The following is a 22,664-nucleotide window of genomic DNA, read 5'->3' as shown; positions in this document are numbered from 1 at the left end:
GGTCACTTCACTCACCAGACGGGCCGGCAAAGTAAGCCTTCTCACGCTGGGTGCGCTCTTTTAACAGCGGCGCCAACAACTTTTTAAGCAAAGCACTGAGCGGCACTACGGTGACGATCAGGCACAACAGAAACAGGATATAGACCACCAGCCCGGCACCGCGGCGACGGCTCTGCTGCGGGCCTAAAGCGGCCAGCAAGCGGCTCCAGAGCTGAAAGCTGCGATTGCCGACCTTCTCACTGGCGATCAGCTTTTCATCAATCTTCACCGCCCCCAGGCCGCTGAGCATCGGCTGCTCAATCGGCAGGCGGTCGGCCGTCAAGCGTTGCGCCATGGCCACGCCAAAGCGGCTGGCGGCGACAATTTCAGCCTCATCAATACCGGCGCGCGGCACCCAGCTGTAGGATTTCTGCCGCCCGGTAAACAGCCACAAGGGCGTCGCCAGAAAACTCGCCGCAGTGCCGCAGGCGTCAGTCAGGGCGATATTGTCCACCAACCGCGCGCCCAGTTCAGTGAGCCGGTTCTTGACCTTCTCCTGAGCCATCAGCCACATATTGCGGCAGCCGATCAGGGTTACCACCGGCGTGCCCTTGAGCAACTGCGCGGCCTCAGGCGAAGCAAGGAAAGCAGTCATTGGCTGCGACGGCGAAAGGAACCACACCTGATAGGCGAGAATCACCAGGTCATAACGCTTGCTCGCATCCACCGCCAACGGCAGCAGAGGCTGCGGACGCATCAGCACGGTTTCCGGAAAAATCCGGAAAAACTCGAGAAACGGCCAGGGAAAGGGGTAAGGTTGCGCGGGTTGCAGCTGGAGGTAATCCAACTGAATATCGCTGCATTGCTGTAACGGCTCGCATACCGATTGCGCCAACCTATCTAGCTGGCCGGTTTGTGAAAAATGTACGATCAAGACCTGACGCATCGCCAGCCACTTCCTGCGAAATGCCCGGATTATGCCACAGAGAATTCTTCAAACCGTAAAGAAGGCCGGCTATCAGACTGGCCTTTTGCTGCTACTGGTCGGCTCATACGCCCGAGCCGGTGACATCATGGTCACAGTAGATGGCATACAAGCCACAGCAACCGTGCATGCGGCACTGGTGAGCGGCATGCTGCAACGTTGGCCAGAACAGCCACTGCGCCTGCAGCAGAGTGACGACGGCCAGCTGCGCCTAGTCGACCTGCCGCCTGGGCGTTATGCCATTCAGCTGTACCAGGACAGCAATGGCAACGGCCAGCTCGACCATGGCCGGCGCGGCATCCCGCTAGAACCGGTGGGCTTTTCCGCCAACCCACCGCTGCTCAATGGCAAGCCCACACCAGCTGACAGCCTGTTCGAGCACGGCACAGCGGACACCCAACTGCGCATCCGCCTGCAGAGCCCGAAAGCCAAGAAATAAACCGCAGCTTAACGCGGCAGGGCCATCTCAGCAGCCGTGCGTCGCCAGATCAGCTCACGGGTGTCATAACCACGGCTGCGCGCTTCTTCAAGTAGCGTCGCAAGGTGTTTCGCGCTGGGGTCCTGATCACGGGTCAGCAGCCAGAGATACTTGCGATTGGGATGCCCAACCAGCGCGGCCTGGTAACCATCATCCAGATAGAGCACCCAGTACTCGCCCTTGGTCAGCCCCGGCAGCAGGCTGCTGGCCCAGTTGTCGAAACGCACCCAGAGTTTATTGGTCTCGCCCGGCACCTGCGCCACGGCCTGGCCCTGCACCTGCTGCATATCGCCATCGTAGGTGCGGCAGCGATTGGTCACGCCGATAGTGCCGCCTTCCTGCAGCTCATAAAGCGCCTCGGACTGCGCGCAATTGCGCTGGAAGAACATCGGCAAACGCGCCTGTTCGTACCAGAGGCCTTGATAACGCTTTAGGTCGACCTGCTCGACAGTCTTCGGCGGCACCACGCCCGTACCGGAATTGGCGCAGCCCACCAGCAGCGCCGCTGCGGCCAACGCCGCCAGCAGGCGCATCACTTCAAACCCTTGCCGGAAAACATCATGACCTTGTCGCCGGCGTACTGAACGCTGATAAAGCGCTGTTCATCGCCCCAGGTGCAGCTGGACATGCCCAGGGCGCCGGCGCATTCAGTCGGTTTACCCAGCAGGTTCTGGACTTCATCCTTGCTCATGCCGGCCTTGAGCTGGGTGTAATTGTTCTGATTGATCTTGTTGCAGGCGACCAGTAGCAGGCAACCGGCGAGTAGTGCGACGACACGCAGAGACATGGGGAAACTCCTGAGGAAAGAACCAAGACCAGCTTGGCATAGCAATACCGAGCCTGCCTGCTTGGATGCTAGAAGCGCGAGCCAGGTTCCAGCAGAAAGGCAGATTCCTCGGCGCTGGAAGCGCGCCCGAGTATCTGATTGCGATGGGGGAAGCGAGCAAAGCGCGCGATCACCCGCTGATGGCGCTCGGCATAGTCCAGATAGCCGGCAAACAGCTCACGCTCGGCGCTTGCAGCCTGCTCAAGCAATGCCTGAAACAGCTGCACGGCCTGATTCTGCAGCGTCAGGTCTTCGGCATGCTCCAGCACCAGATAGGCAAACACCCGTTGGATCGGGCGCAGCTGCTGATCCCAGCCCTGGGCCAGCCCGTGCAGGGCCAACGGTCGAGCCAGCGGATCACCGGCAAAAGCGCGCGGGGTATCGCGAAAGATCATCCGCGGCAGCTGATCAAGCAACAGCAGGGTTGCCAGCCAGCCCTCAGGTTCGCCTTGCCAGTCTTGCAACCCACTGGCCAGAGCCTGCTCGACCAGCGCGCCAAACTGCTCGCGCGCCTGCTCATCCTGACGATCCTGCTTGCCGAACCACAACGCGGTACGCCTGGCGGCCACCTCAGCAGCCGTCACGCCAGGGCCGCAGCCGGCCGCACCGAACCACCAGTCAAGCAACGGCTGCCAGGGCGCGTTCATCGCTTACTCGCGGTGATAGGCGCTGATGCGCAGCACTTCTTCCTTGGAACCGAGGAAGACCGCGACACGCTGGTGCAGGGAAGTCGGCTGAATGTCGAGAATGCGCTGGGTGCCGTTGGTGGCCACGCCGCCAGCCTGCTCGATGATCATCGACATCGGGTTGGCTTCGTACATCAAGCGCAGCTTGCCCGGCTTCTCTGGCTCACGGCTGTCGCGCGGGTACATAAACACGCCGCCACGGGTGAGGATGCGATGCACATCGGCCACCATCGAGGCGATCCAGCGCATGTTGTAGTTCTTACCCAGCGGGCCTTCTTCGCCCGCCAGCAACTCGCTGACATAGCGCTGTACCGGCGCCTCCCAGTGACGCTGGTTGGACATGTTGATGGCGAATTCCTTGGTCGACTCCGGCACCTTGATGTTGTCGTGGGTCAGCACGAAGCTGCCCAACTCGCGGTCCAGGGTGAAGCCTTTAACGCCATCACCGAGGGTCAGCAGCAGCATGGTCTGCGGGCCGTAGATTGCATAACCGGCAGCCACCTGCTCGGTGCCCGGCTGCAGGAAGGCTTCCTCACCCAGATCGCCTTCATCACCATTGCGGTCCGGGCAGCGCAGTACCGAGAAGATGGTGCCGACCGAGACGTTGACATCGATGTTGCTGGAGCCGTCCAGCGGGTCGAAAACCAGCAGGTAGGCACCTTTTGGGTACTTGCCGGGAATCTGGTAGGCATTGTCCATTTCTTCGGACGCCATACCGGCCAGGTGACCGCCCCACTCGTTGGCTTCCAGCAGGATTTCGTTGGAAATCACGTCGAGCTTCTTCTGCACCTCGCCCTGCACGTTCTCGGTGCCCATGCTGCCCAGCACGCCGCCCAGAGCACCCTTGGATACCTGATGGCTGATCTCCTTACAGGCCCGTGCGACCACTTCGATAAGGAAACGCAGATCGGCTGGGGTGTGGTTGCAGCGGGTCTGCTCGATCAGGTAGCGGCTGAGGGTAACGCGGGACATGGATGGCTCCGGGAAGGAAGAAAAATCGCGCGCAGTTTACCCCTTTAGCGGGGAAAGCGCTTTAGCACTGGATGGAAGGAGCGGCCGGGCCATCAGGCCAGGCTACAAACCCTATTACGCCCCGCATGCTTGGCCTGATACAGGGCGGCATCAGCCACCTGCAGCAACTCATCAAGCACCAGGCCCTGCTCGGGCCACAGCGCCAAGCCGGCGGACAAGGTTACATAGCGTGCGCCACCGCGGGTCGGCAGGGGATGTGCGGCTAAATCGCGGCAGATGGTTTCCAGACGCGCGCGGGCTTCATGGGCATCGGCGCGCGGCAGGATCAGCAGGAACTCTTCGCCACCGATACGGAATACCGCGTCCGAGCTGCGCAGGTTCTCCAGCAGGTGCTGGGCCACGCCCTTGAGCACGTCGTCGCCTTCAAGGTGGCCATGCTCGTCGTTGAGCTGCTTGAAATGATCCAGATCGATCAGCGCCAGGGAAATCGGCGTGCGTTCGCGCTGCGCCACGGCCAACTCGCGGGTAAAGAACTCATCTAGATAACGCCGGTTGTACAGCCCGGTCAGCGGGTCACACAGCGCCTGCTCCTGCAGCTGCTCATGCAGATTGGTGATGGTGCGCAGACGCTCTTCGCTGAGGGCCAGGGCTTCGGCCAGCTTCAGTTCACTAAGGTGGCGCTGGGTGACATCACGCAGGTAGAGCATCTGCCCGAGCACCAGGGTGCCGCGATGGGTCACCCGCTCGATGGCGCGGATACGCACTTCGAAATACCGCGCCGAGTTGGCCAGGGTCAGCAGCCGATCATGCTCGCCCTGCGTCTGCTGGCTCAGCAACTGCTGCAAATCCGCACCGAGGATCGGCCAGTCGGCCAGCTGCCGACCCTGCCAACCACTGCGCAGTCCAGCCAGTTTCAATGCCGCCGGGTTCGCCTCGATCACCCGCAACTGCGCATCGACCACCAGCACCGGATCGAGCAGGGCATCCAGCAGCAGGTGGCGAGCCACAGGCAGCAGATCAAACAACCGCACACCGACAATCAGCCAGGCAAAGGCCACCAGGGTAAAGGCGAAACTGAAGGGCGTCGGGTCAAAGCCAAAGAGCATCCAGCCGAACACTACATAACTGATATTGGCGACCCAGGGCACCGCAGTAACGAAGACAAACGCCAGGTAGTGGCGCCGATGCACGCCATAACTGACGATGGCCGCGCGCAGCACCACGCCCATGCAGAAAGCCATAAACAGGTAGACGTAAGCGGCGGCGGCGTAGAACAGCGGCCCATGTTGATAGCGGATCGGCGCGCCCGGCTCATCACTCAGCGGCGCCGTACCAGCGCCGTAGAACAGGCCATGCCAGGGGTTGCTCAGGGCCATCAGCCAGATCAGCACCGGCACCACGGCCAACCCCAGGGTGCTGCGCAGTGGCAGCGGTTGGCGCACGCTGTTGACGTATTGCCAGAGGAAGATTGCCCAGAAGGTGGGCACCACAAGAATCCCCGGCCAGGCCATGGTGGCCCAGAACACCTTGCACTGCGGGCCTTGCGCGGCCATTTCCAGGCTCGCGGCGATCAGCCACCAGAGGCTCGCCAGGTGCAGCACGATAAAGCTTTCGCGCCCTGGGAAATAACGTTGCTGCGTAACCCAGCGGGCCAACAGCAGCACACCGATGCAGACCACAGAAGTCAGAATCACCGGAGCACTGAGCGCCCAGCCGGAATCACCGCAGGCATTCATCGGGAGGGCACTGCCAAGGAAAACGGCTGTGCACGCTTGCCGACCAAGCCGGGCAAACGCACGAGAATCACCCGAAGACGGGTCGCAGTAGAAATACGCAAGGGCCTTCCTGACCTCAAACGCCAATCAATTGAAGATGCCAACCATACTGCAAAATTCGTTAGGCAGCTGGGCTTTATTTCTGTTAGCGGGCTCTATTCGGCGCTCGGCCGACGCAACAGGCTGACCGCCATCAGTGCCAATAAGCCTACCCCGAGTAGCAGCACCAGCCACAAGCCCCAGCGTTTCCAGTCGCTCTCAGCAGCTGCGGCCTGCTCTTGCTGCGCCAGGTTCTCAGCCTGTAACTGCGCCTCAGCTATGCCCAGTTGTTGCAGACGCTGTGGCTGATAGCCGGGAATCAAGGTGGTCAGCGGCAAAGCCGCCGACTGCGCTCCCGCTCGCCCCAGTGCCAGCCGATAGGGCGGGCTGCCACGCTGAAGGAACACCAACTGAGTTGACCGCACGGCGACTTTGATTTGCGGTGGCTCGACGCCCAGACCGCCGCCGCGCTCGTCCACCTGCAGGCGCAGCTGCTGCACTGCCCAACCCGGCAACGGCAATTCATCCTGACGGATTTCCACGCCATTTTCCGGCAGCCGATAAAGCAGGCCCTGCGCCAGCGATTGCCAAGCGCCCTTGGCTTCACTGCGACCACTGACACGAATCGGCGCCAGGCTATTGGCCTGACTGAGTTCGACGTGCAAGCGCTCCAACGGCAAGGCCAGGGGCAACTGCCACTGGTATTCGCCATCCGGGCTGCGTGTCGCGGCCAGCGGCTGCGACCACACCAGCGGCGCCGGCATGCTGTCACTGCGCTGGCTGCGCAAGCTGGCAGCGGTCAATTGCGGCGCCTGTTGCGGGCTTTGCCAGAGCAGACGCAGGTAGCGCGCCTTGCTGCCCGGCAGTTCGATCTGCCGTTGCTCGATACGTTCGCCATCGAACGACAGACGCGCCAACTGGCCGCGGCCCCAGGAGCGCCAGCTTTGCAGATCATCACTGGCCTCGATGCTGAAGCGTTGAAAACCGTCCTGGCCGCCGCTCCAGTCCAGCTGCAGGCGCACCAGCGGCTCATCCAATGCGCTGGCATCCAGCAGCCAACCACGCAGCAGCGCCGGCTTGGCGGCTGCATCCGGCTCATCAAGTAGTTCGATCAAGGTACCGCTAGTGCTGCGCTGTACCCGCAGGCTCGGCGTAGCGCTGCTATCGCCCTGCTCGGCGTACAGCGGAAACCACTTCACCGCCTGCTCCTGCTGGCTGTCGCGCGACTCGCCCTGCCCTGCCACCAGGGCATAAGCTAGCGCCTGACCTTCGGCGTTAAACACCCGCAGATCGCGCAAATCGCCATAGCGCGCGGCAAAATGCAGCGCCATCGGCACATCCAGGCGGTACCAGGGGCCTTCGCCGCTAAGGCTCAGCGGCAGCTGTACGGCATAGTCAGTGGGCTGCTCCTGCGCCAGGGCTGGCGCACTGCACAGCAAGCCAAGCAACGCAGCGCTGCCCACTCGGTGAATTAAACGACTGATCATGCTTGCTCCTGCGGCTGATCCGCATCCGCCTTGCGTGCCGGCAACGGGGCGAAATAGCCCACCACCAACAGCAACACACCCACACCAATAAACGACACGATGCGCTCCAGGCCACCACGATTACCCAGCTCAACAAAGAACAGCTTGGCCACCACCAGCGCGATCAACGCCGCACCGATCAGCCACAGCTCGCGCCGGCCAAGGCGGTTGCCGAGGACCATCAGCGGCAGAGCGATCAACGTCCAGACAATCGACAAACCGGCCTGCACCAGCATCGAATCGAGCAGCGCATCCAGCTGATAGGGCACGCCACCCCAATGATGGGCGGTGCGCATGACCATCGCAGTCAGCAGAGCAAACAACGAAGCACCGGCCACGGCCTGGGTCAGCCACTGGCTGCGCACGCTTGCCACGCCCAGCTCAGCCAGGCCCATGCACGCCCAGGCGAACACTGCGCCAAGGGCAAACAGCAAACCCAGCTCCAGCGGATTGAGCAGCGGCAGGTAGGCCAGCGGCTCGGCATCCCCGGCGCTGGCGACGTTGGCCAGACAGAACCAGCCGAGCATCAGCAGCGCCAGCGGCGCCGCCGCCAGCAAACGGTATTCCCGCGGATAGGCCGCCAGCGGCCAAGGCCAGCGACGCGGCAACGCCATCAGCCACAGATAGGCACTCGGCAGCAGCGCCCAGCCCAGCCAGCGCCAGGCGTTGTAATGCTCCGCCAGGGCCAACAGCAGGTAGCGCAACTCCAGCGCCAGCACGCCCAGCAACAACCAGCAGCCGAGTACATGGGCGGCGCTCAGCGCCCCTGCCGGCAACTGTGGTGCCAGACGCCGCAGCGCCCAGAAGTGCACGGCAAACAGCAGCGTCCAGGCCAGCCAGCCAAACTGCGCAGCCGGGTGATAGTGCAGGTGCCAGGCGTGCAGCAGCACCACGCCGGCCAGCGGCGTCAGCAGGCAGCACAGCAGTGCCAGTTCGGCCCAGCGGGTGCGCGGCGCGATAAATGCCGCCAGGGCCACGCTAGCTGCCAGCACCGCGAGCAAAGCACTGGCCTGCCATTCCGGCGCAACAAAGCGCAGCACCTCACTGCTTAGCGCCAGCGCCCACCAGGCCGCGCCCCACACCAGCAGCAGTTGCGCCAGGCCAAGCAAACTGAAATTACCCAACGCACTGGACGCTTCGCGACGCGCCAACTGTTGCAAACGCCAGGCGCCGACCAAAGCGGCCACGCCGAGTACCAGCGGCGTCCAGAAATCCATATGCGCCAGCGGGCGAATGCCCTCGGCCGACAGCTGACCGAACAGCAGCGGGCTGACGGCGAGAAACACCAGCCCGGCCAACACCTGGAGCAATAGACCGAAGACAAAACTGGCGCGCTGTTGCAGGTGCAAACTGAGCCAGATGATCAGCAGCCCACTGCCGCCCCATACCGCACTGGCCGTGACCAAAGGCAGCACAAACAACACCGCCAGATTGAGAAACACCAGCCCGACCAGCAGCACCACCGAAAGGCCACGCAGCAGACGACGGTCGTTACCCACCTGCGGATCACGCGCCGCCAGCAACATGCCGGCGATCAGGCCAAAGCCGATCAAGGACGAGGTCAGCAAGCCCTGCCAGCCGGCAGAGAAGCCGCCTATACCGGTGGCCGCATTGCCGGCCATGTCCAGCATAAACACCACCCCGCCAAGCAACTGCACGGCAAAGGCACTGAACAGAAAGCTGCGCGCCTGAATACGCAAACCCAGCCACAGGGTCAGCAAGCCGGCCAACGCCCAGCTGATCGCCGTGCCCTGTGCGGCAAACAGCAGTGGCGCAAGCAGATAGAGAAACGCCAGTCCGGCACAGGCCAACAGCGGCAGCCCACGCACCTCCCAGCTGCTCGCGTGCTGCGTGTTCTGGCGCAACTGCCAGTAGCTGAACAGCAAAGCCACGCCAAGCATCAACGCGCCCAGCGGCGCACCGTCCAGCAGGGTCAATTCGCCGCCGCGCAAGCCGATCACGAACGCCAGCGCCGCGCCAACCTGCAGCAGCAGGGCGAATGCCCGTGCCAGGCTGCGTTGCTGACGCAAGCCGAGCCAGAAGATACCCGCGCCTTCGACCGCCCAGGCGGCCGAAGTCCAGCGCGCATCCAGACCCAAGGGAATCGCCAGGCTGCCGAACACCACGCCCAGCGCCAAACAGGTTTCCACCAGCAACGCTGCACGATCACCGGTGCGACCGACCAGCAGCCGCGCCAGCACTAGGTAGAACAAGCCCAGCGCCAGCGCGCTGAAGGCTGCGGCAAACTCGATGTGCTGCACCAGCGCAAACTGCAGGCCAAAGCCCACCAGCGGCGGGCCGAACAGCACGGTGGCGTCGATATAGTCGCCCTTGCGCGCCGCCCAGCGCAGCAGCGCATCGCGATCCTCGGGCGCGTCCAGAGCCTCACGCAACTTGCGCCGGGCAAACAGCAGGCCGATGGCCACATACATCAGGAAGAACAGAATCAGGAACGGTTCGGTGCTCCAGAGCAGCTCCGGCGTATAGGAGCGAATACCCCAGGCAAAGCCGATGCCGAAGGTGCCGACAAAACCGATCAGGTTGAGCAGCCGCCAGGCCTTAAACCAGGCGATGGCAAAGATCCCGGCGTTAAGCAGGGCGAAGTAGCTGAACAGCGCCACATGGTTGCCGCTGCCCGTGCTGGTCAGGATTGGCGCGGCAAAACCGCCCAACGCCGCTGCAGCCGCCAGGCCCAGGGCATTCTGCTTGACCGCCAGAATCGCCGAGAACACCGTCACCAGCACCAGCAGACCCAGCGCCACGCCAGGGTCCAGCAGCGGGTGTAGGCGCATCGCGGCGAACACCGTCAGGTACAGCACCGCAACCCCAGTGCCCTGCAGCATCAGCGCATAGTTCGGGTTGCGCAAACGCAACCACCAGCCCAGGCCGAGCAAGGCCACCGCACTGGCGGCGACACTGGCGTAACGCAACTCCACCGGCACCACCACACCCTCAGTGGCGTAACGCAGCAGGAAGGCCAGACCGAGAAACAGCAGCACCACGCCGACACGCAACACCGTATTGCCACCCAGCAGCCAGTTCTGGGCAAGGTCGATGGCCCGCTCAATCGGCGAAGGCTGACGCGGCTCGGCAGGCTTCCTGGGTGTAGCGGGCGGCGCTTTGATCGGTGCGACGGCGGGTTCGGGAACAGCCTGCATAGGCGCGATAGGTTCAGGCGCAGGTTCGGCCAGGACAAAATCCAGGGTCCAGTCCAGCTCGGGCTCGGCCGCCTGGGCAGTGACAATCGGCTCAGGTGCGGGCTCGGCAACGGAGCTGAGCGGCTCCGTCACAGGCGGCGCTTCAGCGGCTGGCGTGGCGCCCTGCTCCAACTTGAGCAAACGCTCATACAGCGCCGCAGTACCCTGCTCGAAACGCTGAGAAAAGGCCTTGAGCTGCGCCGTTAGCGCGGCATTCTCGCGTTCCAGCCCATGCAGCTTGAGCGCCTGACCAAGGCCCAGGCCCAGTAATGCACCCAGCAGCGAAGCCGTCAGCGTCTCATCCGCCAAGGCACCGAGTACCAACCCCACCAGCATGAAAATCCATTGCATGCAGCGCGTTCCTATTCAGCTAAACCCGAACATCCTGTTGCCCGGCCAGCGGCGCAAACTGCGCAGCAGTATAGGAGCCCGACCGGTGCATACCCAGAGAGACGAATGCCGCACGCATCACAGCACAGCAAAAAATGGCAGGAGCCATTTTTAACGTTGCGCAGCAACGGCCCGAAGGGTGTCTGCCATGGACGGCAGACATAAAGAATTGCCCCGGCCACAACCGCATAAACCATGACCAGCCGGCAGATAGTCATTCACAAACGCCGCAAGGCCGCTATCATCGCGCGCCGCATAACTGATGCATGCCTGCGCTGATGAAAAACAACCTGATTGCCGCCGCCGAACTCGACCGCCTGGAAACCTGGGCCAAATACACCGCTGATATGTGCCACAGCTGCATGTCCAGCTGCTGCACGCTGCCGGTCGAAGCGCGTCTGAATGACCTGATCCGCATCGGCGTGGTCGATGAGTTCGAACGCAGCGAGCCGCTGAAGAACATCGCCAAGCGCCTGCAGAAAGACGGCATCGTCGAACGCTTCCATCAGAAGTCGGGCATCTTCACCCTGACCCGCATGAGCAACAACGACTGCTACTACCTCGATCGCAAAACCCGCCTGTGCACCATCTACGAAAAGCGTCCGGACACCTGCCGCAACCACCCGAAGATCGGCCCGCGCCCAGGCTATTGCGCCTACAAGCCAAAGAGCTAAGTAACGGCATTGAGCTGCCGGCAAGCCTCGGGCAAGCTGGCAACCATGCACAGCCCTGACTTCCCCGATGACGCCCAGCAGACCGAGCGCACTCGCGCCACGGTGATGCGTTATCACTACAGCTGGAAAGACCGCGACCTCGACGCGGTGATGGCGCTGTATCACCCGGATATCCAGTACCACGACTTCTTCCAGCAGCGCTGCATGGGCTTTGCCGAGCTGCGCGAGTACGTGCGCCACAACCTGCCGCGCCAGCCCGGTGAAGCCCTGGAGCACACCGACCGCATCCGCATCGATGGTCATACCGCGTTTATCCAGTACCGCATCAGCCTGCACGGCAGCGGCGGCCTGCTGGCGTTTCGCACCGGCGAGGCGATTACCGTGCGCGACGGCCTGATCTGGCGCATCCATGAATACGCCACGCTGATGCGCGAAGAGCGCGACCTATCCGCCGCCAGTGATTCCCGCCCAGCCCTTAGCCGCCTCGGCCTTAGCGCCCGCCAGCTGGGCCTGTTGGCGCAGGACCTGGAAGACTACATGCAGCGCGCCCAGGCCTACCTCGACCCGCAGCTCAGCCTGCCGCAGGTCGCCGCAGCCACCGGCTACAGCCGCAACCAGATCTCCCACCTGCTCAACCAGGTGCTCGGCCAGAGCTTCTACCGCTATATCAACCACAAGCGCTTGCAGCACCTGCTCGCCAGTCTGGAGGCCGGCAACGACCTGCAGCGCATCGATGAGCTGGCCTTCGCTGCCGGGTTCAATTCGCTCTCGGCGTTCTACAGCTGCTTCCGCCGGCACACCGGCATGTCGCCCAAGGCCTACCTCAAACAAATTTCCTTGCGGGCACGCACACAAGACAAGCCCTGATCGACCTCCTAGTCTCTGCGCAGAGTTATCAACTGCCGGAGATCGACGATGAGCCCATGGCGCTCCCTCAGCCTGTGGATGGATCAGCTGGACGAACCGCTGACCGCCCGCCCCGCGCTGACCGAAGACCTGCACGCCGATGTGGCCATTATCGGCGCGGGCTATACCGGCCTGTGGACCGCCTACTACCTCAAGCGCCAGGCGCCGCAGCTGCGCATCGTCATCCTCGAAGGCGAGATTGCCGGTTTCGGCGCCTCCGGGCGCAACGGCGGCTGGCTGATGGGCAACCTGCTCGGCCAAGACAACCTGCTCGCCGACCAGCCCAGCGCCGCGCGCCAGAGTGCCTATGCGCTGCTGCACGGCATTCCCGATGAAGTCGCCAGCGTGCTGCAGCGTGAACAGATCGCCTGCGATTACCGCAAAGCCGGCGTGCTGTATTGCGCTGCGCGCTACCCCGAGCAGCTGACCAGCCTGCGCCAGCACCTGGCCGAGCTGCGCGACCTGGGCCTGGATGAACACGACTACCGCTGGTTGACGCCCTTTGACCTCGGCAAGCAGTTGCAGCTGGCCAACGCCTTCGGCGCCATCTACACCCCGCACTGCGCGACCATCCAGCCGGCCAAACTGGTGCGCGGCCTGGCGCGCTGCGTGGCCGCCATGGGCGTCGAGCTGTATGAGCAAAGCCGGGTGATCGACTGGCAAACCGGTCTGGTGCGCACCGCCAGCGGCAGCGTGCGCGCTGACTGGATCGTCCCGGCCGTGGAAGGCTATGCCGCCAGCCTGCCGCCCCTGGGCAACCATCAGTTACCGGTACAGAGCCTGCTGGTGGCCACCGAGCCGCTGCCTAAGGAAGTCTGGGCCGACATCGGCCTAGAGCGCGGTCAGGCCTTCAGCGAGAACAGCCGCCAGGTCACCTACGGCCAGCGCAGCGCCGACGACCGCTTGGTGTTTGGCGCCCGTGGCGGTTATCGCTTTGGCGGCCAGCTGCGCCACGACTTCAATCTCAGCGAGAACGAGCGCGACCTGCGCCGTTACTTGTTTGGCGAGCTGTTCCCGCAGCTCAAGCAAGTACGCATCACCCACGCCTGGGGCGGCAATCTGGGCATGGCAAGGCGCTTTCGCCCGCACATGCTGGTGGACCGGCAGAGCGGCATCGCCCTGTCCGGTGGTTACGGCGGCGAGGGCGTCGGCGCCAGCAACCTCGGCGGACGCACCCTGGCGGACCTGATTCTCAACCAGCAGAGCGAGCTGACCCGCCAGCCCTGGGTGCTAGGCGACCAGCCACTCAGCCGCCTGCCGCGCTGGGAGCCGGAACCCCTGCGCTGGCTCGGCTACAACGCGATCATCCAGAGCTTCGTGCACGAAGACCGTGTGCTGGCCAACCCAGACAGCGCGCCCTGGCGGCGCAAGCTGGCCAGCAGTCTGGCCGGCACCATGGAAAAATTCATGCGTTAACGGAGAGTTTCATGAGCATCGAACACTTCAAGAACACCGCCCAGCTGACCCTGACGGACATCAACCCGGTCGCCGTCCCGCTGAGCGAGCCGGTGGCCATCACCAGCAGCCAGGGCATCGAGCATGCCGACGGCGTCGCCGCCGGCATCTGGGAATGCACACCCGGACGTTGGCGCCGGCAGATCGCCCAGCAGGAGTTCTGCCACTTTATCGCTGGGCGCTGCACCTTCACCCCGGATGGCGGCGAGCCCATGCAGATCCAGGCCGGCGATGCCCTGCTAATGCCGGCCAACACCTTCGGCGTGTGGGACATCACGGAAACCGTGCGCAAGAGCTTCGTCCTGCTCAAATAACCCGGCCCCGCGCAGGCCAACGCCATTCACTTGCTACTGCCACTTCGACAACACCGATAAAAACGATGAGGTACTCCCATGCTGAAGAAATTGCTTCCTCTGCTGCTGCTCAGCAGCGTCAGCCAGGCCGCAGAAACCGTGCGCATCTACAACTGGACGGACTACATCGCCCCGGACACCCTCAAGCAATTCGAGCAAAGCAGCGGCATCAGCAGTCACTACGATGTGTACGACAGCAACGAAACCCTCGATGCCAAGCTGATGGCCGGGCGCTCGGGTTATGACGTGGTGTTCCCGTCCAATCACTACATGGCCCGGCAGATTCAGGGTGGCGCACTGAAGAAACTCGACAAAAGCCGCCTACCCGGCTGGAACAACCTCAACCCGATCCTGATGAAAGCCCTGGAAACCAATGACCCCGGCAACCAGTACGGCTTTCCCTACCTGTGGGGCAGCACCGGTATCGGCTACAACGTAGCCAAGGTGCGCGAAGTGCTCGGCGAAGATGTACCGCTCGATTCCTGGGACCTGATCTTCAAGCCCGAATACCTGGCCAAGCTCAGCCAATGCGGCGTGGCGATCCTCGACAACGGCCCGGAGCTGCTACCGATTGCCCTGCATTACCTGGGGCTGCCGCACCACAGCCAGAACCTTGAGGACTACCAAAAGGCCGAAGCGCTGCTGCTGGAGATGCGCAAGAACGTGCGCTATTTCCATTCGTCCAAGTACGTCGGCGATCTGGCCAATGGCGATATCTGCATGGCCGTGGGCTTCTCCGGCGACATCATGCAGGCCGGCAACCGCGCCACTGAGGCGAACAATGGCATCAGCATCAACTACGTGATCCCCAAAGAAGGCACGCCGATCTGGTTCGACATGGTCACCATGCCCGCCGACAGCAACAACGAGCAGGCCGCCTACGCCTTTATGAACTACCTGCTGCAGCCCGAGGTGATCGCGCAGATCACCAACCACGTGCAATACGCCAACGGCAACAGCGCCGCCGACAGCCTGGTCGACCCCAAGCTGAAAGCCGATGCCACGGTTTACCCGCCGCAGGACGCGATGGCCAACCTCTACGCCCTGGAAGCCATGCCGCTGAAGATCGACCGCGTACGCACGCGCATCTGGAGCAAGGTCAAAAGCGGGATATGAGTCGTCGTAAATATAAAATCACAACCCATAAAAAGCCCCCGCCAGCATAAGTTGGCGAGGGCTTTTGTCTGCCGCATTACAGCTCGGTGGCGCCCTGTTTCTTATCACGCTGGGCCAGCTCACCCGCGCTGGCTTTTGGCTTGATCAGGCTAAAGTCGATCAAACTTTTTGGCTGTTCGGGGTTGCCAATAAGCAACGGCAACGGCCGGAATTCGTTGCTGACCAGGCTTTTATGCGCCTCGTACCCGTCGAAGCGCAGGCCCGCCAGATCCGCCCAGGTGTGAATAAAGTGCGACGAGCTGTAGGCCCGTGACAGCGCCGCGGTGAAATCACGGGGTTGCTGCGCTTGCCACTGGGGCGAGTTCCACAGAATAAACGGTACGGTGTACATCGGGCTGGTCGGCGCGGCCTCATTACGCCCCAATATATCGGCCTTCGGCGCATCGAACACCGCCTCACCATGGTCCGCCAGGTACAGCAGAAAACCATTCTCCTGCTGCCCCGCCAGGCGCTTGATCAGGCTGGCCACCACATGGTCGTTGTACAACACCGCGTTGTCGTAGCTGTTGTAGGTCGGCAGCTGATCATCGGTAACATTCGCCGGTACGCCCGTACGGTCGGTAAAGCGCTCGAACGCCGGCGGATAGCGGTACTGGTAGCTCATGTGCGTACCAAGCAGGTGCACCACCACAAACTTGCGTGGCGCGGGGTCTGTCAGCACCTTGGCAAAGGGCTCCAGCACATCACCGTCGTACTGGCGGGCGTTCTGCTCACGGTTGTTGTTCAGGTAGACCTGCTCATCAGCTTGCTTGGAAAAGGTCGTCAGCATGGTGTTGCGCTTGGTCATGGTCTGCTGATTAGTGATCCAGTAGGACTTGTAGCCCGCCTGCTCCATCAAATTGACCAGAGAAGGCGTGGTCAGATAAAGGTCCGGATTCTCCTGGTCGGCAAAGGTCAGCACCTGCTGCAACGCCTCGATCGTGTAAGGGCGCGGCGTCACCACCGAGTCAAACACCTGCAACTGATCGCGTAACTGGTCCAGCTCCGGCGTGGTTTGCCTTGGGTAGCCGTACAAGCTCATGCGCTGGCGGTTGGTCGATTCGCCAATTACCAGCACCAGGGTAGCGGGCTTGCCAGCATGAACATCCTGCAGGTTGCTCAGCGGTGGAATGCTGGCGTTTTCCGCCAGCATTGCCTGCATATTGGCCAGTTGCTCGCGGTAATTCTTATAGCCAACCACCAACTGCCAAGGTGTAGCGGCCTCGATGCGTTCCGCGAAATTATCCAGACCGCCCTGCCAGCTGTCGTGCTTGCTGAACTGACGAATCGCCGGATAGCCCAATGACACAAACAACGCCAGGGCTGCGGCAAGATAAGCCCCAGGGCGCGACAGATAGACCGGCCGGACCTTGCGCCACAGCAGCCAGCCACCGACGCCATAGGCCAGAAAAGCGGGCAGCATCCACCAGGCGAAGTACTGCACCAGGTACTCCTGGCTCTCCGACACGTTCGACTCGAACATGATGAAGATGACGCTCTGAGAAAACTCCTGACCGTAAATCAAAAAATAGCCAAAGCTGCCCAATGAACACAGCCACAGCACAGTCCCGATCACGGCTGCCAACTGGCGAGTGCGCGCGGGCCAAAGTAATAGAGGAATCAGCCACAACGCGCTGGCTAGCAGTGCCTGGCGAAAGCCCGCAAAGCCTGCCGTACCGGTCAGCTGAATCAATAACTGAGTAACACCAGAGAAGTACCAGAAAAACAGAAAAGCCCAACCCAGCCCCGCCCAGTCGACCCGCTGACCCGACGCTTTCGCCATCACTGCAGACATAACAACCTCATAACGTTTTTATAGCCGTTCTGTTACGCCAGACAGCCGGTGAAAAATTCGTCAAACCATGCGCCAAAGCGCGTCGCCCGTCCAGTGGACAATCGGCCAAGAAAAAGCCCCCGCAGGCTCTCGCCGGCGGGGGCTTTTAGTCAGCTAGAACTGGATCAGTTCTTGGCTTTCTTGGCAGCGCGGGTGCGCTCGCCTTCGTCGAGGATCTTCTTACGCAGACGGATCGACTTCGGCGTAACTTCGCACAGCTCGTCGTCCTGGATGAATTCCAGAGCCTGTTCCAGGGTGAATTTCACCGGTGGAACCAGGGCGATGGTTTCGTCCTTACCGGAAGCGCGCATGTTGTCGAGCTTCTTGCCTTTGGTTGGGTTAACGCCCATGTCGTTGTCACGGCTGTTCAGACCAACGATCTGACCGTTATAGATTTCCTGGCCGTGCTCGACGAACAGCTTGCCACGCGCTTGCAGGGTTTCCAGGGAGTAGGTCAGCGCCTTGCCGGTTTCTACCGAGACCAGTACACCGTTCTGACGGCCGGACATGTCGCCGGACTTCATGGTGTCGTAGCGATCGAAGATCGAGGTCAGGATGCCAGCACCGTTGGTCAGGGTCAGGAACTGGTTACGGAAACCGATCAGACCACGAGCAGGGATGTTGTATTCCAGACGCACACGGCCTTTGCCATCCGGCACCATGTTGGTCAGGTCGCCCTTACGCAGGCCCATCTCTTCCATGACCTTGCCCTGGGATTCTTCCGGGGTGTCGATGGTGACGTTTTCGAACGGTTCCTGCTTCACGCCGTCAACCTGACGGATGATCACTTCCGGACGACCTACACCCATTTCGAAGCCTTCGCGACGCATGGTTTCGATCAGTACCGAGAGGTGCAGCTCACCGCGGCCGGAGACCTTGAACTTGTCAGCGCTGTCGCCTTCTTCAACACGCAGGGCCACGTTGTACAGCAGCTCTTTGTCCAGACGCTCTTTGATGTTGCGGCTGGTAACGAACTTGCCTTCTTTACCGCAGAACGGCGAATCGTTGACCTGGAAGGTCATGGATACGGTCGGCTCGTCAACGGTCAGCGGGGTCATCGCTTCAACATGGTTGATGTCGCACAGGGTGTCAGAGATGAACAGCGAGTCCATGCCGCTGACGCAGACAATGTCACCAGCGGTGGCTTCTTCAACGTCGATGCGGTGCAGGCCGTGGTGACCCATCAGCTTGAGGATACGACCGTTGCGCTTCTTGCCGTCGGCGTCGATGGCGATCACCGGGGTGTTCGGCTTGACGCGACCACGGGCGATACGGCCAACGCCGATAATGCCGAGGAAGCTGTTGTAGTCCAGTGCGGAGATTTGCATCTGGAACGGACCATCGATATCAACCTGCGGGGACGGCACGTTGTCGACGATGGACTGGTACAGCGGGGTCATGTCTTCAGCCATCTCGGTGTGATCCAGACCAGCAATGCCGTTCAGGGCCGAGGCGTAGACGACTTTGAAGTCCAGCTGCTCTTCGGTGGCACCGAGGTTGTCGAACAGGTCGAAGATCTGATCCAGAACCCAGTCCGGACGCGCGCCCGGACGGTCAACCTTGTTGATCACCACGATTGGACGCAGGCCAGCTTCGAAGGCCTTCTTGGTCACGAAACGGGTTTGCGGCATCGGGCCGTCTTGGGCGTCGACCAGCAGCAGTACGGAGTCAACCATCGACATCACGCGCTCAACTTCACCGCCGAAGTCGGCGTGGCCGGGGGTGTCGACGATGTTGATGTGGTAGCCGTTCCAGTTGATCGCGGTGTTCTTCGCGAGAATGGTAATGCCGCGCTCTTTTTCCTGGTCGTTGCTGTCCATCACGCGCTCGTCGTTGAGCTCGTTGCGCTCAAGGGTGCCGGACTGGCGCAGGAGTTTGTCTACCAGGGTGGTCTTACCATGGTCAACGTGGGCAATGATGGCGATGTTGCGTAGATTTTCGATCACGTGTGTATCTCGATCAGAGGATTCGGTGTGCCGCTTATTCTAGGCGGCGAGTATTAACTAATTGCGATTTCTGCCAGGCGGCGTACGAGCGCTGTGGCTGTTACGCCGCCTGTGGGTCGGGAGGGCGATGGCGGATACTGCCGCCATTCAACCCGGGCGTTTTATGCCGGACGATAAACGCGCACATTGGCATGCCCCTCACTCAGCAAGTGGTGGGCGTGCAAACGACTCATCACACCTTTATCGCAATACAACAGGTACTGGCGCGCCTCATCCAGCTCTTTGAACTTGCTGTTCAGGGCATAGAACGGCAGCGCTTGCACTTCGATGCCGGGCAGCTCAAGGGGCTGATCTTCGGCGCTATCGGGATGGCGGATGTCGATGACGACATGACCGGCCAGGGCTTCACTGACTTCCTCGATCTGTACGTCCTTGCCCAGCTCGTCGATCACTTTGTCGATCGGCAGCAAGGTCGCGCGCTCCAGGGCGCGCTCGAGGATGGCCATATCGAACTGGCTTTCCTCGTATTCGATGCGCAGCTTCTTCGCCTTGGTGGTCGGGTTGACCGAAATCACCCCGCAATATTCCGGCATATGTTTGGCGAACTCGGCAGTGCCGATGCGCGTGGCGGTATCGATGATGTCCTGCTTATGACTGGCAAGCAGCGGACGCAGCACCAGCATATCGGTGGCCGAATCGATCACCGCGAGGTTCGGCAGGGTCTGGCTCGACACCTGGGAAATCGCTTCACCGGTGACCAGCGCATCAATCTGCAGGCGCTCGGCCATCCGCGTGGAGGCGCGCAGCATCATGCGCTTGAGGATCACGCCCATCTGGCTGTTGTCGACCTTGCCGAGAATCTCGCCCAGCACTTCCTCAAACGGCACGCTGATAAACAGGACGCGCTGCGAGCTGCCGAACTTCTGCCAGAGGTAGTGCGCCACTTCCATCACGCCCAGCTCGTGAGCGCGGCCGCCTAGATTAAAGAAACAGAAGTGGGTAACCAGACCGCGGCGCATCATCTGGTAAGCGGCGACGGTGGAATCGAAACCGCCGCTCATCAGCACCAGGGTCTGTTCCAGCGAGCCGAGCGGGTAACCGCCCAAGCCTTCGTGCTGGTGGTGAATCACGAACAGGCGCTGGTCGCGGATCTCCATGCGCACCACAACGTCGGGATCTTTCAGCGAGATGCCGGCCGCGCCGCACTGCTGGCGCAGCTGGCTGCCGACATAGCGCTCGACATCCATGGAGCTGAACGCATGCTTGCCGGCGCGCTTGCAGCGTACGGCGAAAATCTTGCCCGGCAGCTGATCGGCGAAGTGCAGCTTGCACTTTTCCAGCACATCGTCGAAATCACCCAGCGGGTATTCATCAACTTGCAGGAAATGAGTGATGCCCGGCGTGCAGCTCAGGCGCTCAATCATTGCCTGCAGGGTCTTCGCCTCACTGATCTGGGTTTCGACTTCCAGGTTGTCCCACACACCGCTGACCTGCAGCTGTGGATCGAACTCACGCAAAACCGAACGAATGTTCTTCGCCAGCTGCCGGATAAAGTGCTTACGCACCGGCCGACTTTTAATGGTGATTTCTGGGAAGACTTTAACGATCAGTTTCATGAAAACAGTGAGTGCCGAGGCCGCGAAAAAACAGGGGCGCGGATTATAGCGGAAATTGCTCACGCTTTGATCAAAAATCCTCACGCGCGCAAAACGCGCACCATTTAAGGGCGCACAACAAATACAGCGACCCATAACAGTGCAAATATTTATCAGGCAGCGCCGCGCAGCCCCCGCCAGCCCTGAGTTTCAGGGCTTACACCCATTCCTGTGCACTGGCATGCAATTTGCTCCCTTGTGAGGCAGGATGCCCTGGCGGAGTATGCCGCGGCCGTACCGTACTATTGAGGGCTCACGATTCGAGCCTTATCCACCTGGAGGACAGCATGTCGAAGTCGATTCAACTTATTAAAGAACACGACGTGAAGTGGGTTGACCTGCGCTTCACCGACACCAAGGGCAAACAGCACCACGTGACCATGCCGGCACGCGATGCGCTGGACGACGAGTTCTTCGAAGTCGGCAAAATGTTCGACGGCTCCTCCATCCATGGCTGGAAAGGCATCGAAGCCTCCGACATGATCCTGCTGCCGGTTGACGAAACCGCTGTACTGGACCCGTTCACCGAAGAGCCAACCCTGATCATCGTTTGCGACATCATCGAGCCAAGCACCATGCAAGGCTACGATCGTGACCCGCGTTCGATCGCCAAGCGCGCTGAAGAGTTCCTGAAAACCACCGGTATCGGTGACACCGTATTCGTCGGCCCAGAGCCTGAGTTCTTCATCTTCGACGAAGTGAAGTTCAAGTCCGACATCTCCGGCTCGATGTTCAAGATCTTCTCCGAGCAGGCGTCCTGGAACACCGACGCTGACATCGAAGGCGGCAACAAGGGCCACCGCCCAGCCGTCAAAGGTGGTTACTTCCCAGTTCCGCCATGTGACCACGACCACGAAATCCGTACTGCCATGTGTAACGCCATGGAAGAAATGGGCCTGGTCATCGAAGTTCACCACCACGAAGTGGCGACTGCCGGTCAGAACGAAATCGGCGTGAAGTTCAACACCCTGGTTGCCAAGGCTGACGAAGTTCAGACCCTGAAGTACTGCGTACACAACGTGGCTGATGCCTACGGCAAAACCGCAACCTTTATGCCGAAGCCGCTGTACGGCGACAACGGTTCGGGTATGCACGTTCACATGTCCATCTCCAAAGATGGCAAGAACACCTTCGCTGGCGAAGGCTATGCCGGTCTGTCCGACACCGCTCTGTACTTCATCGGCGGCATCATCAAGCACGGTAAAGCGCTGAACGGCTTCACCAACCCGTCGACCAACTCCTACAAGCGTCTGGTCCCAGGTTTCGAAGCTCCAGTAATGCTGGCCTACTCGGCCCGTAACCGTTCGGCTTCGATCCGTATTCCGTACGTGTCCAGCCCGAAAGCCCGCCGTATCGAAGCACGCTTCCCGGACCCGGCTGCCAACCCATACCTGGCCTTCGCAGCTCTGCTGATGGCTGGTATCGACGGCATCCAGAACAAGATCCACCCAGGCGATGCTGCCGACAAGAACCTCTACGACCTGCCGCCAGAAGAAGGCAAGCTGATCCCACAAGTGTGCGGCAGCCTGAAAGAAGCCCTGGAAGAGCTGGATAAAGGCCGTGCGTTCCTGACCAAAGGCGGCGTGTTCTCCGATGACTTCATCGACGCTTACCTTGAGCTGAAAAGCGAAGAAGAAATCAAAGTACGCACCTTCGTACACCCGCTGGAATACGACCTGTACTACAGCGTCTAATCCCGCACGTAAGACAAGAGGCCACCTTCGGGTGGCCTTTTGCGTTTGGCGACCCACCCGCAACACCTTTTAACCTGATGATTGCTGCGCTGGTACACGCCCAGCCATCAACGCGCTTGCCAGCGCGCGCTACCAGTGC

General features: G+C 61.4%; 18 protein-coding genes. 7 read left to right on the top strand and 11 right to left on the bottom strand.

Going from position 1 to position 22,664, the window contains the following annotated elements:
• Nucleotides 1-7: 7 nt before the first annotated feature.
• Complete coding sequence (locus P3C18_RS12725) at nt 8-826, bottom strand: dialkylrecorsinol condensing enzyme (protein WP_275962210.1); 819 nt, start codon at nt 824-826, stop codon at nt 8-10.
• Between the two features lie 226 nt (nt 827-1,052).
• Here P3C18_RS12725 and P3C18_RS12720 point away from each other — a divergent pair, with 226 nt between their 5' ends.
• Nucleotides 1,053-1,403: a DUF2141 domain-containing protein gene (locus P3C18_RS12720; RefSeq protein WP_275962209.1), complete on the top strand. Its 351-nt coding sequence runs from the start codon at nt 1,053-1,055 to the stop codon at nt 1,401-1,403.
• Nucleotides 1,404-1,411: 8 nt separating this feature from the next.
• Here the strand turns inward: P3C18_RS12720 and P3C18_RS12715 are convergent, their stop codons facing one another.
• From P3C18_RS12715 to P3C18_RS12685, 7 genes are all read right to left on the bottom strand, one after another.
• Nucleotides 1,412-1,975 carry a lipocalin family protein gene (locus P3C18_RS12715; protein WP_275962208.1) on the bottom strand — a complete coding sequence of 188 codons (564 nt, stop codon included), beginning with the start codon at nt 1,973-1,975 and terminating at the stop codon, nt 1,412-1,414.
• On the bottom strand, nt 1,975-2,229 hold the full coding sequence (bamE, locus tag P3C18_RS12710) for an outer membrane protein assembly factor BamE (protein WP_275962207.1): 255 nt from the start codon (nt 2,227-2,229) through the stop codon (nt 1,975-1,977). The genes P3C18_RS12715 and bamE overlap by 1 nt, the downstream gene beginning before the upstream one ends.
• A 68-nt stretch (nt 2,230-2,297) precedes the next feature.
• Nucleotides 2,298-2,915, bottom strand: a complete 618-nt coding sequence (locus P3C18_RS12705; protein WP_275962206.1) for a DUF924 family protein — start codon at nt 2,913-2,915, stop codon at nt 2,298-2,300.
• A gap of 3 nt (nt 2,916-2,918) precedes the next feature.
• Entirely contained in the window at nt 2,919-3,926 is a 1,008-nt protein-coding gene (locus P3C18_RS12700; RefSeq protein WP_275962205.1) for a class 1 fructose-bisphosphatase, read from the bottom strand.
• 92 nt (nt 3,927-4,018) lie between these two features.
• Entirely contained in the window at nt 4,019-5,662 is a 1,644-nt protein-coding gene (locus P3C18_RS12695) for a histidine kinase N-terminal 7TM domain-containing protein (RefSeq protein ID WP_275962204.1), read from the bottom strand.
• 194 nt (nt 5,663-5,856) lie between these two features.
• The gene (locus P3C18_RS12690; RefSeq protein ID WP_275962203.1) at nt 5,857-7,227 is read right to left on the bottom strand and encodes a DUF3999 domain-containing protein; all 1,371 of its coding nucleotides are present in this window, start codon (nt 7,225-7,227) and stop codon (nt 5,857-5,859) included.
• Entirely contained in the window at nt 7,224-10,814 is a 3,591-nt protein-coding gene (locus P3C18_RS12685; RefSeq protein ID WP_275962202.1) for a DUF2339 domain-containing protein, read from the bottom strand. Before P3C18_RS12685 ends, P3C18_RS12690 begins: the two co-directional genes overlap by 4 nt.
• A 314-nt stretch (nt 10,815-11,128) precedes the next feature.
• Here P3C18_RS12685 and P3C18_RS12680 point away from each other — a divergent pair, with 314 nt between their 5' ends.
• From P3C18_RS12680 to P3C18_RS12660, 5 genes are all read left to right on the top strand, one after another.
• Complete coding sequence (locus P3C18_RS12680; protein WP_275962436.1) at nt 11,129-11,527, top strand: YkgJ family cysteine cluster protein; 399 nt, start codon at nt 11,129-11,131, stop codon at nt 11,525-11,527.
• A gap of 45 nt (nt 11,528-11,572) precedes the next feature.
• A complete protein-coding gene (locus P3C18_RS12675; RefSeq protein WP_275962201.1) occupies nt 11,573-12,394 on the top strand; it encodes a helix-turn-helix domain-containing protein in 822 nt (273 codons plus the stop codon).
• A gap of 48 nt (nt 12,395-12,442) precedes the next feature.
• Nucleotides 12,443-13,849 (top strand): FAD-binding oxidoreductase, encoded by a 1,407-nt coding sequence (locus tag P3C18_RS12670; protein ID WP_275962199.1) that lies wholly within the window; start codon nt 12,443-12,445, stop codon nt 13,847-13,849.
• Nucleotides 13,850-13,860: 11 nt separating this feature from the next.
• Nucleotides 13,861-14,202, top strand: a complete 342-nt coding sequence (locus P3C18_RS12665; RefSeq protein WP_275962198.1) for a cupin domain-containing protein — start codon at nt 13,861-13,863, stop codon at nt 14,200-14,202.
• 78 nt (nt 14,203-14,280) lie between these two features.
• The gene (locus P3C18_RS12660; RefSeq protein WP_275962197.1) at nt 14,281-15,357 is read left to right on the top strand and encodes a polyamine ABC transporter substrate-binding protein; all 1,077 of its coding nucleotides are present in this window, start codon (nt 14,281-14,283) and stop codon (nt 15,355-15,357) included.
• A 76-nt stretch (nt 15,358-15,433) separates the two neighbouring features.
• On the opposite strand, the gene cptA is transcribed toward P3C18_RS12660, so the two are convergent.
• The 3 genes from cptA to thiI all read right to left on the bottom strand — a co-directional run bounded on the left by cptA (nt 15,434) and on the right by thiI (nt 20,792).
• Nucleotides 15,434-17,191, bottom strand: a complete 1,758-nt coding sequence (gene cptA, locus P3C18_RS12655; protein ID WP_275962196.1) for a phosphoethanolamine transferase CptA — start codon at nt 17,189-17,191, stop codon at nt 15,434-15,436.
• Nucleotides 17,192-17,355: 164 nt separating this feature from the next.
• Nucleotides 17,356-19,176, bottom strand: coding sequence for a translational GTPase TypA (gene typA / locus P3C18_RS12650; protein WP_275962195.1), 1,821 nt, complete (start codon nt 19,174-19,176; stop codon nt 17,356-17,358).
• Between the two features lie 161 nt (nt 19,177-19,337).
• Complete coding sequence (gene thiI, locus P3C18_RS12645) at nt 19,338-20,792, bottom strand: tRNA uracil 4-sulfurtransferase ThiI (RefSeq protein WP_275962193.1); 1,455 nt, start codon at nt 20,790-20,792, stop codon at nt 19,338-19,340.
• A gap of 326 nt (nt 20,793-21,118) precedes the next feature.
• Here thiI and glnA point away from each other — a divergent pair, with 326 nt between their 5' ends.
• Nucleotides 21,119-22,525 carry a glutamate--ammonia ligase gene (glnA, locus tag P3C18_RS12640; protein WP_275962192.1) on the top strand — a complete coding sequence of 469 codons (1,407 nt, stop codon included), beginning with the start codon at nt 21,119-21,121 and terminating at the stop codon, nt 22,523-22,525.
• The last annotated feature ends 139 nt before the right edge of the window (nt 22,526-22,664 follow it).

Source organism: Pseudomonas sp. 1928-m, assembly GCF_029269135.1.
GTDB lineage: Bacteria > Pseudomonadota > Gammaproteobacteria > Pseudomonadales > Pseudomonadaceae > Aquipseudomonas.
This window is presented reverse-complemented; position numbering and strand designations above follow the sequence as displayed.

Excerpts from the sequence above, each read along its gene's own strand:
- P3C18_RS12720 (WP_275962209.1), top strand. The coding sequence starts at position 1,053 with ATGGTCACAGTAGATGGCATACAAGCCACAGCAACCGTGCATGCGGCA.
- P3C18_RS12715 (WP_275962208.1), bottom strand. The coding sequence starts at position 1,975 with ATGCGCCTGCTGGCGGCGTTGGCCGCAGCGGCGCTGCTGGTGGGCTGC.
- bamE (WP_275962207.1), bottom strand. The coding sequence starts at position 2,229 with ATGTCTCTGCGTGTCGTCGCACTACTCGCCGGTTGCCTGCTACTGGTC.
- P3C18_RS12705 (WP_275962206.1), bottom strand. The coding sequence starts at position 2,915 with ATGAACGCGCCCTGGCAGCCGTTGCTTGACTGGTGGTTCGGTGCGGCC.
- P3C18_RS12700 (WP_275962205.1), bottom strand. The coding sequence starts at position 3,926 with ATGTCCCGCGTTACCCTCAGCCGCTACCTGATCGAGCAGACCCGCTGC.
- P3C18_RS12695 (WP_275962204.1), bottom strand. The coding sequence starts at position 5,662 with ATGAATGCCTGCGGTGATTCCGGCTGGGCGCTCAGTGCTCCGGTGATT.
- P3C18_RS12690 (WP_275962203.1), bottom strand. The coding sequence starts at position 7,227 with ATGATCAGTCGTTTAATTCACCGAGTGGGCAGCGCTGCGTTGCTTGGC.
- P3C18_RS12685 (WP_275962202.1), bottom strand. The coding sequence starts at position 10,814 with ATGCAATGGATTTTCATGCTGGTGGGGTTGGTACTCGGTGCCTTGGCG.
- P3C18_RS12675 (WP_275962201.1), top strand. The coding sequence starts at position 11,573 with ATGCACAGCCCTGACTTCCCCGATGACGCCCAGCAGACCGAGCGCACT.
- P3C18_RS12670 (WP_275962199.1), top strand. The coding sequence starts at position 12,443 with ATGAGCCCATGGCGCTCCCTCAGCCTGTGGATGGATCAGCTGGACGAA.
- P3C18_RS12665 (WP_275962198.1), top strand. The coding sequence starts at position 13,861 with ATGAGCATCGAACACTTCAAGAACACCGCCCAGCTGACCCTGACGGAC.
- P3C18_RS12660 (WP_275962197.1), top strand. The coding sequence starts at position 14,281 with ATGCTGAAGAAATTGCTTCCTCTGCTGCTGCTCAGCAGCGTCAGCCAG.
- cptA (WP_275962196.1), bottom strand. The coding sequence starts at position 17,191 with ATGTCTGCAGTGATGGCGAAAGCGTCGGGTCAGCGGGTCGACTGGGCG.
- thiI (WP_275962193.1), bottom strand. The coding sequence starts at position 20,792 with ATGAAACTGATCGTTAAAGTCTTCCCAGAAATCACCATTAAAAGTCGG.
- glnA (WP_275962192.1), top strand. The coding sequence starts at position 21,119 with ATGTCGAAGTCGATTCAACTTATTAAAGAACACGACGTGAAGTGGGTT.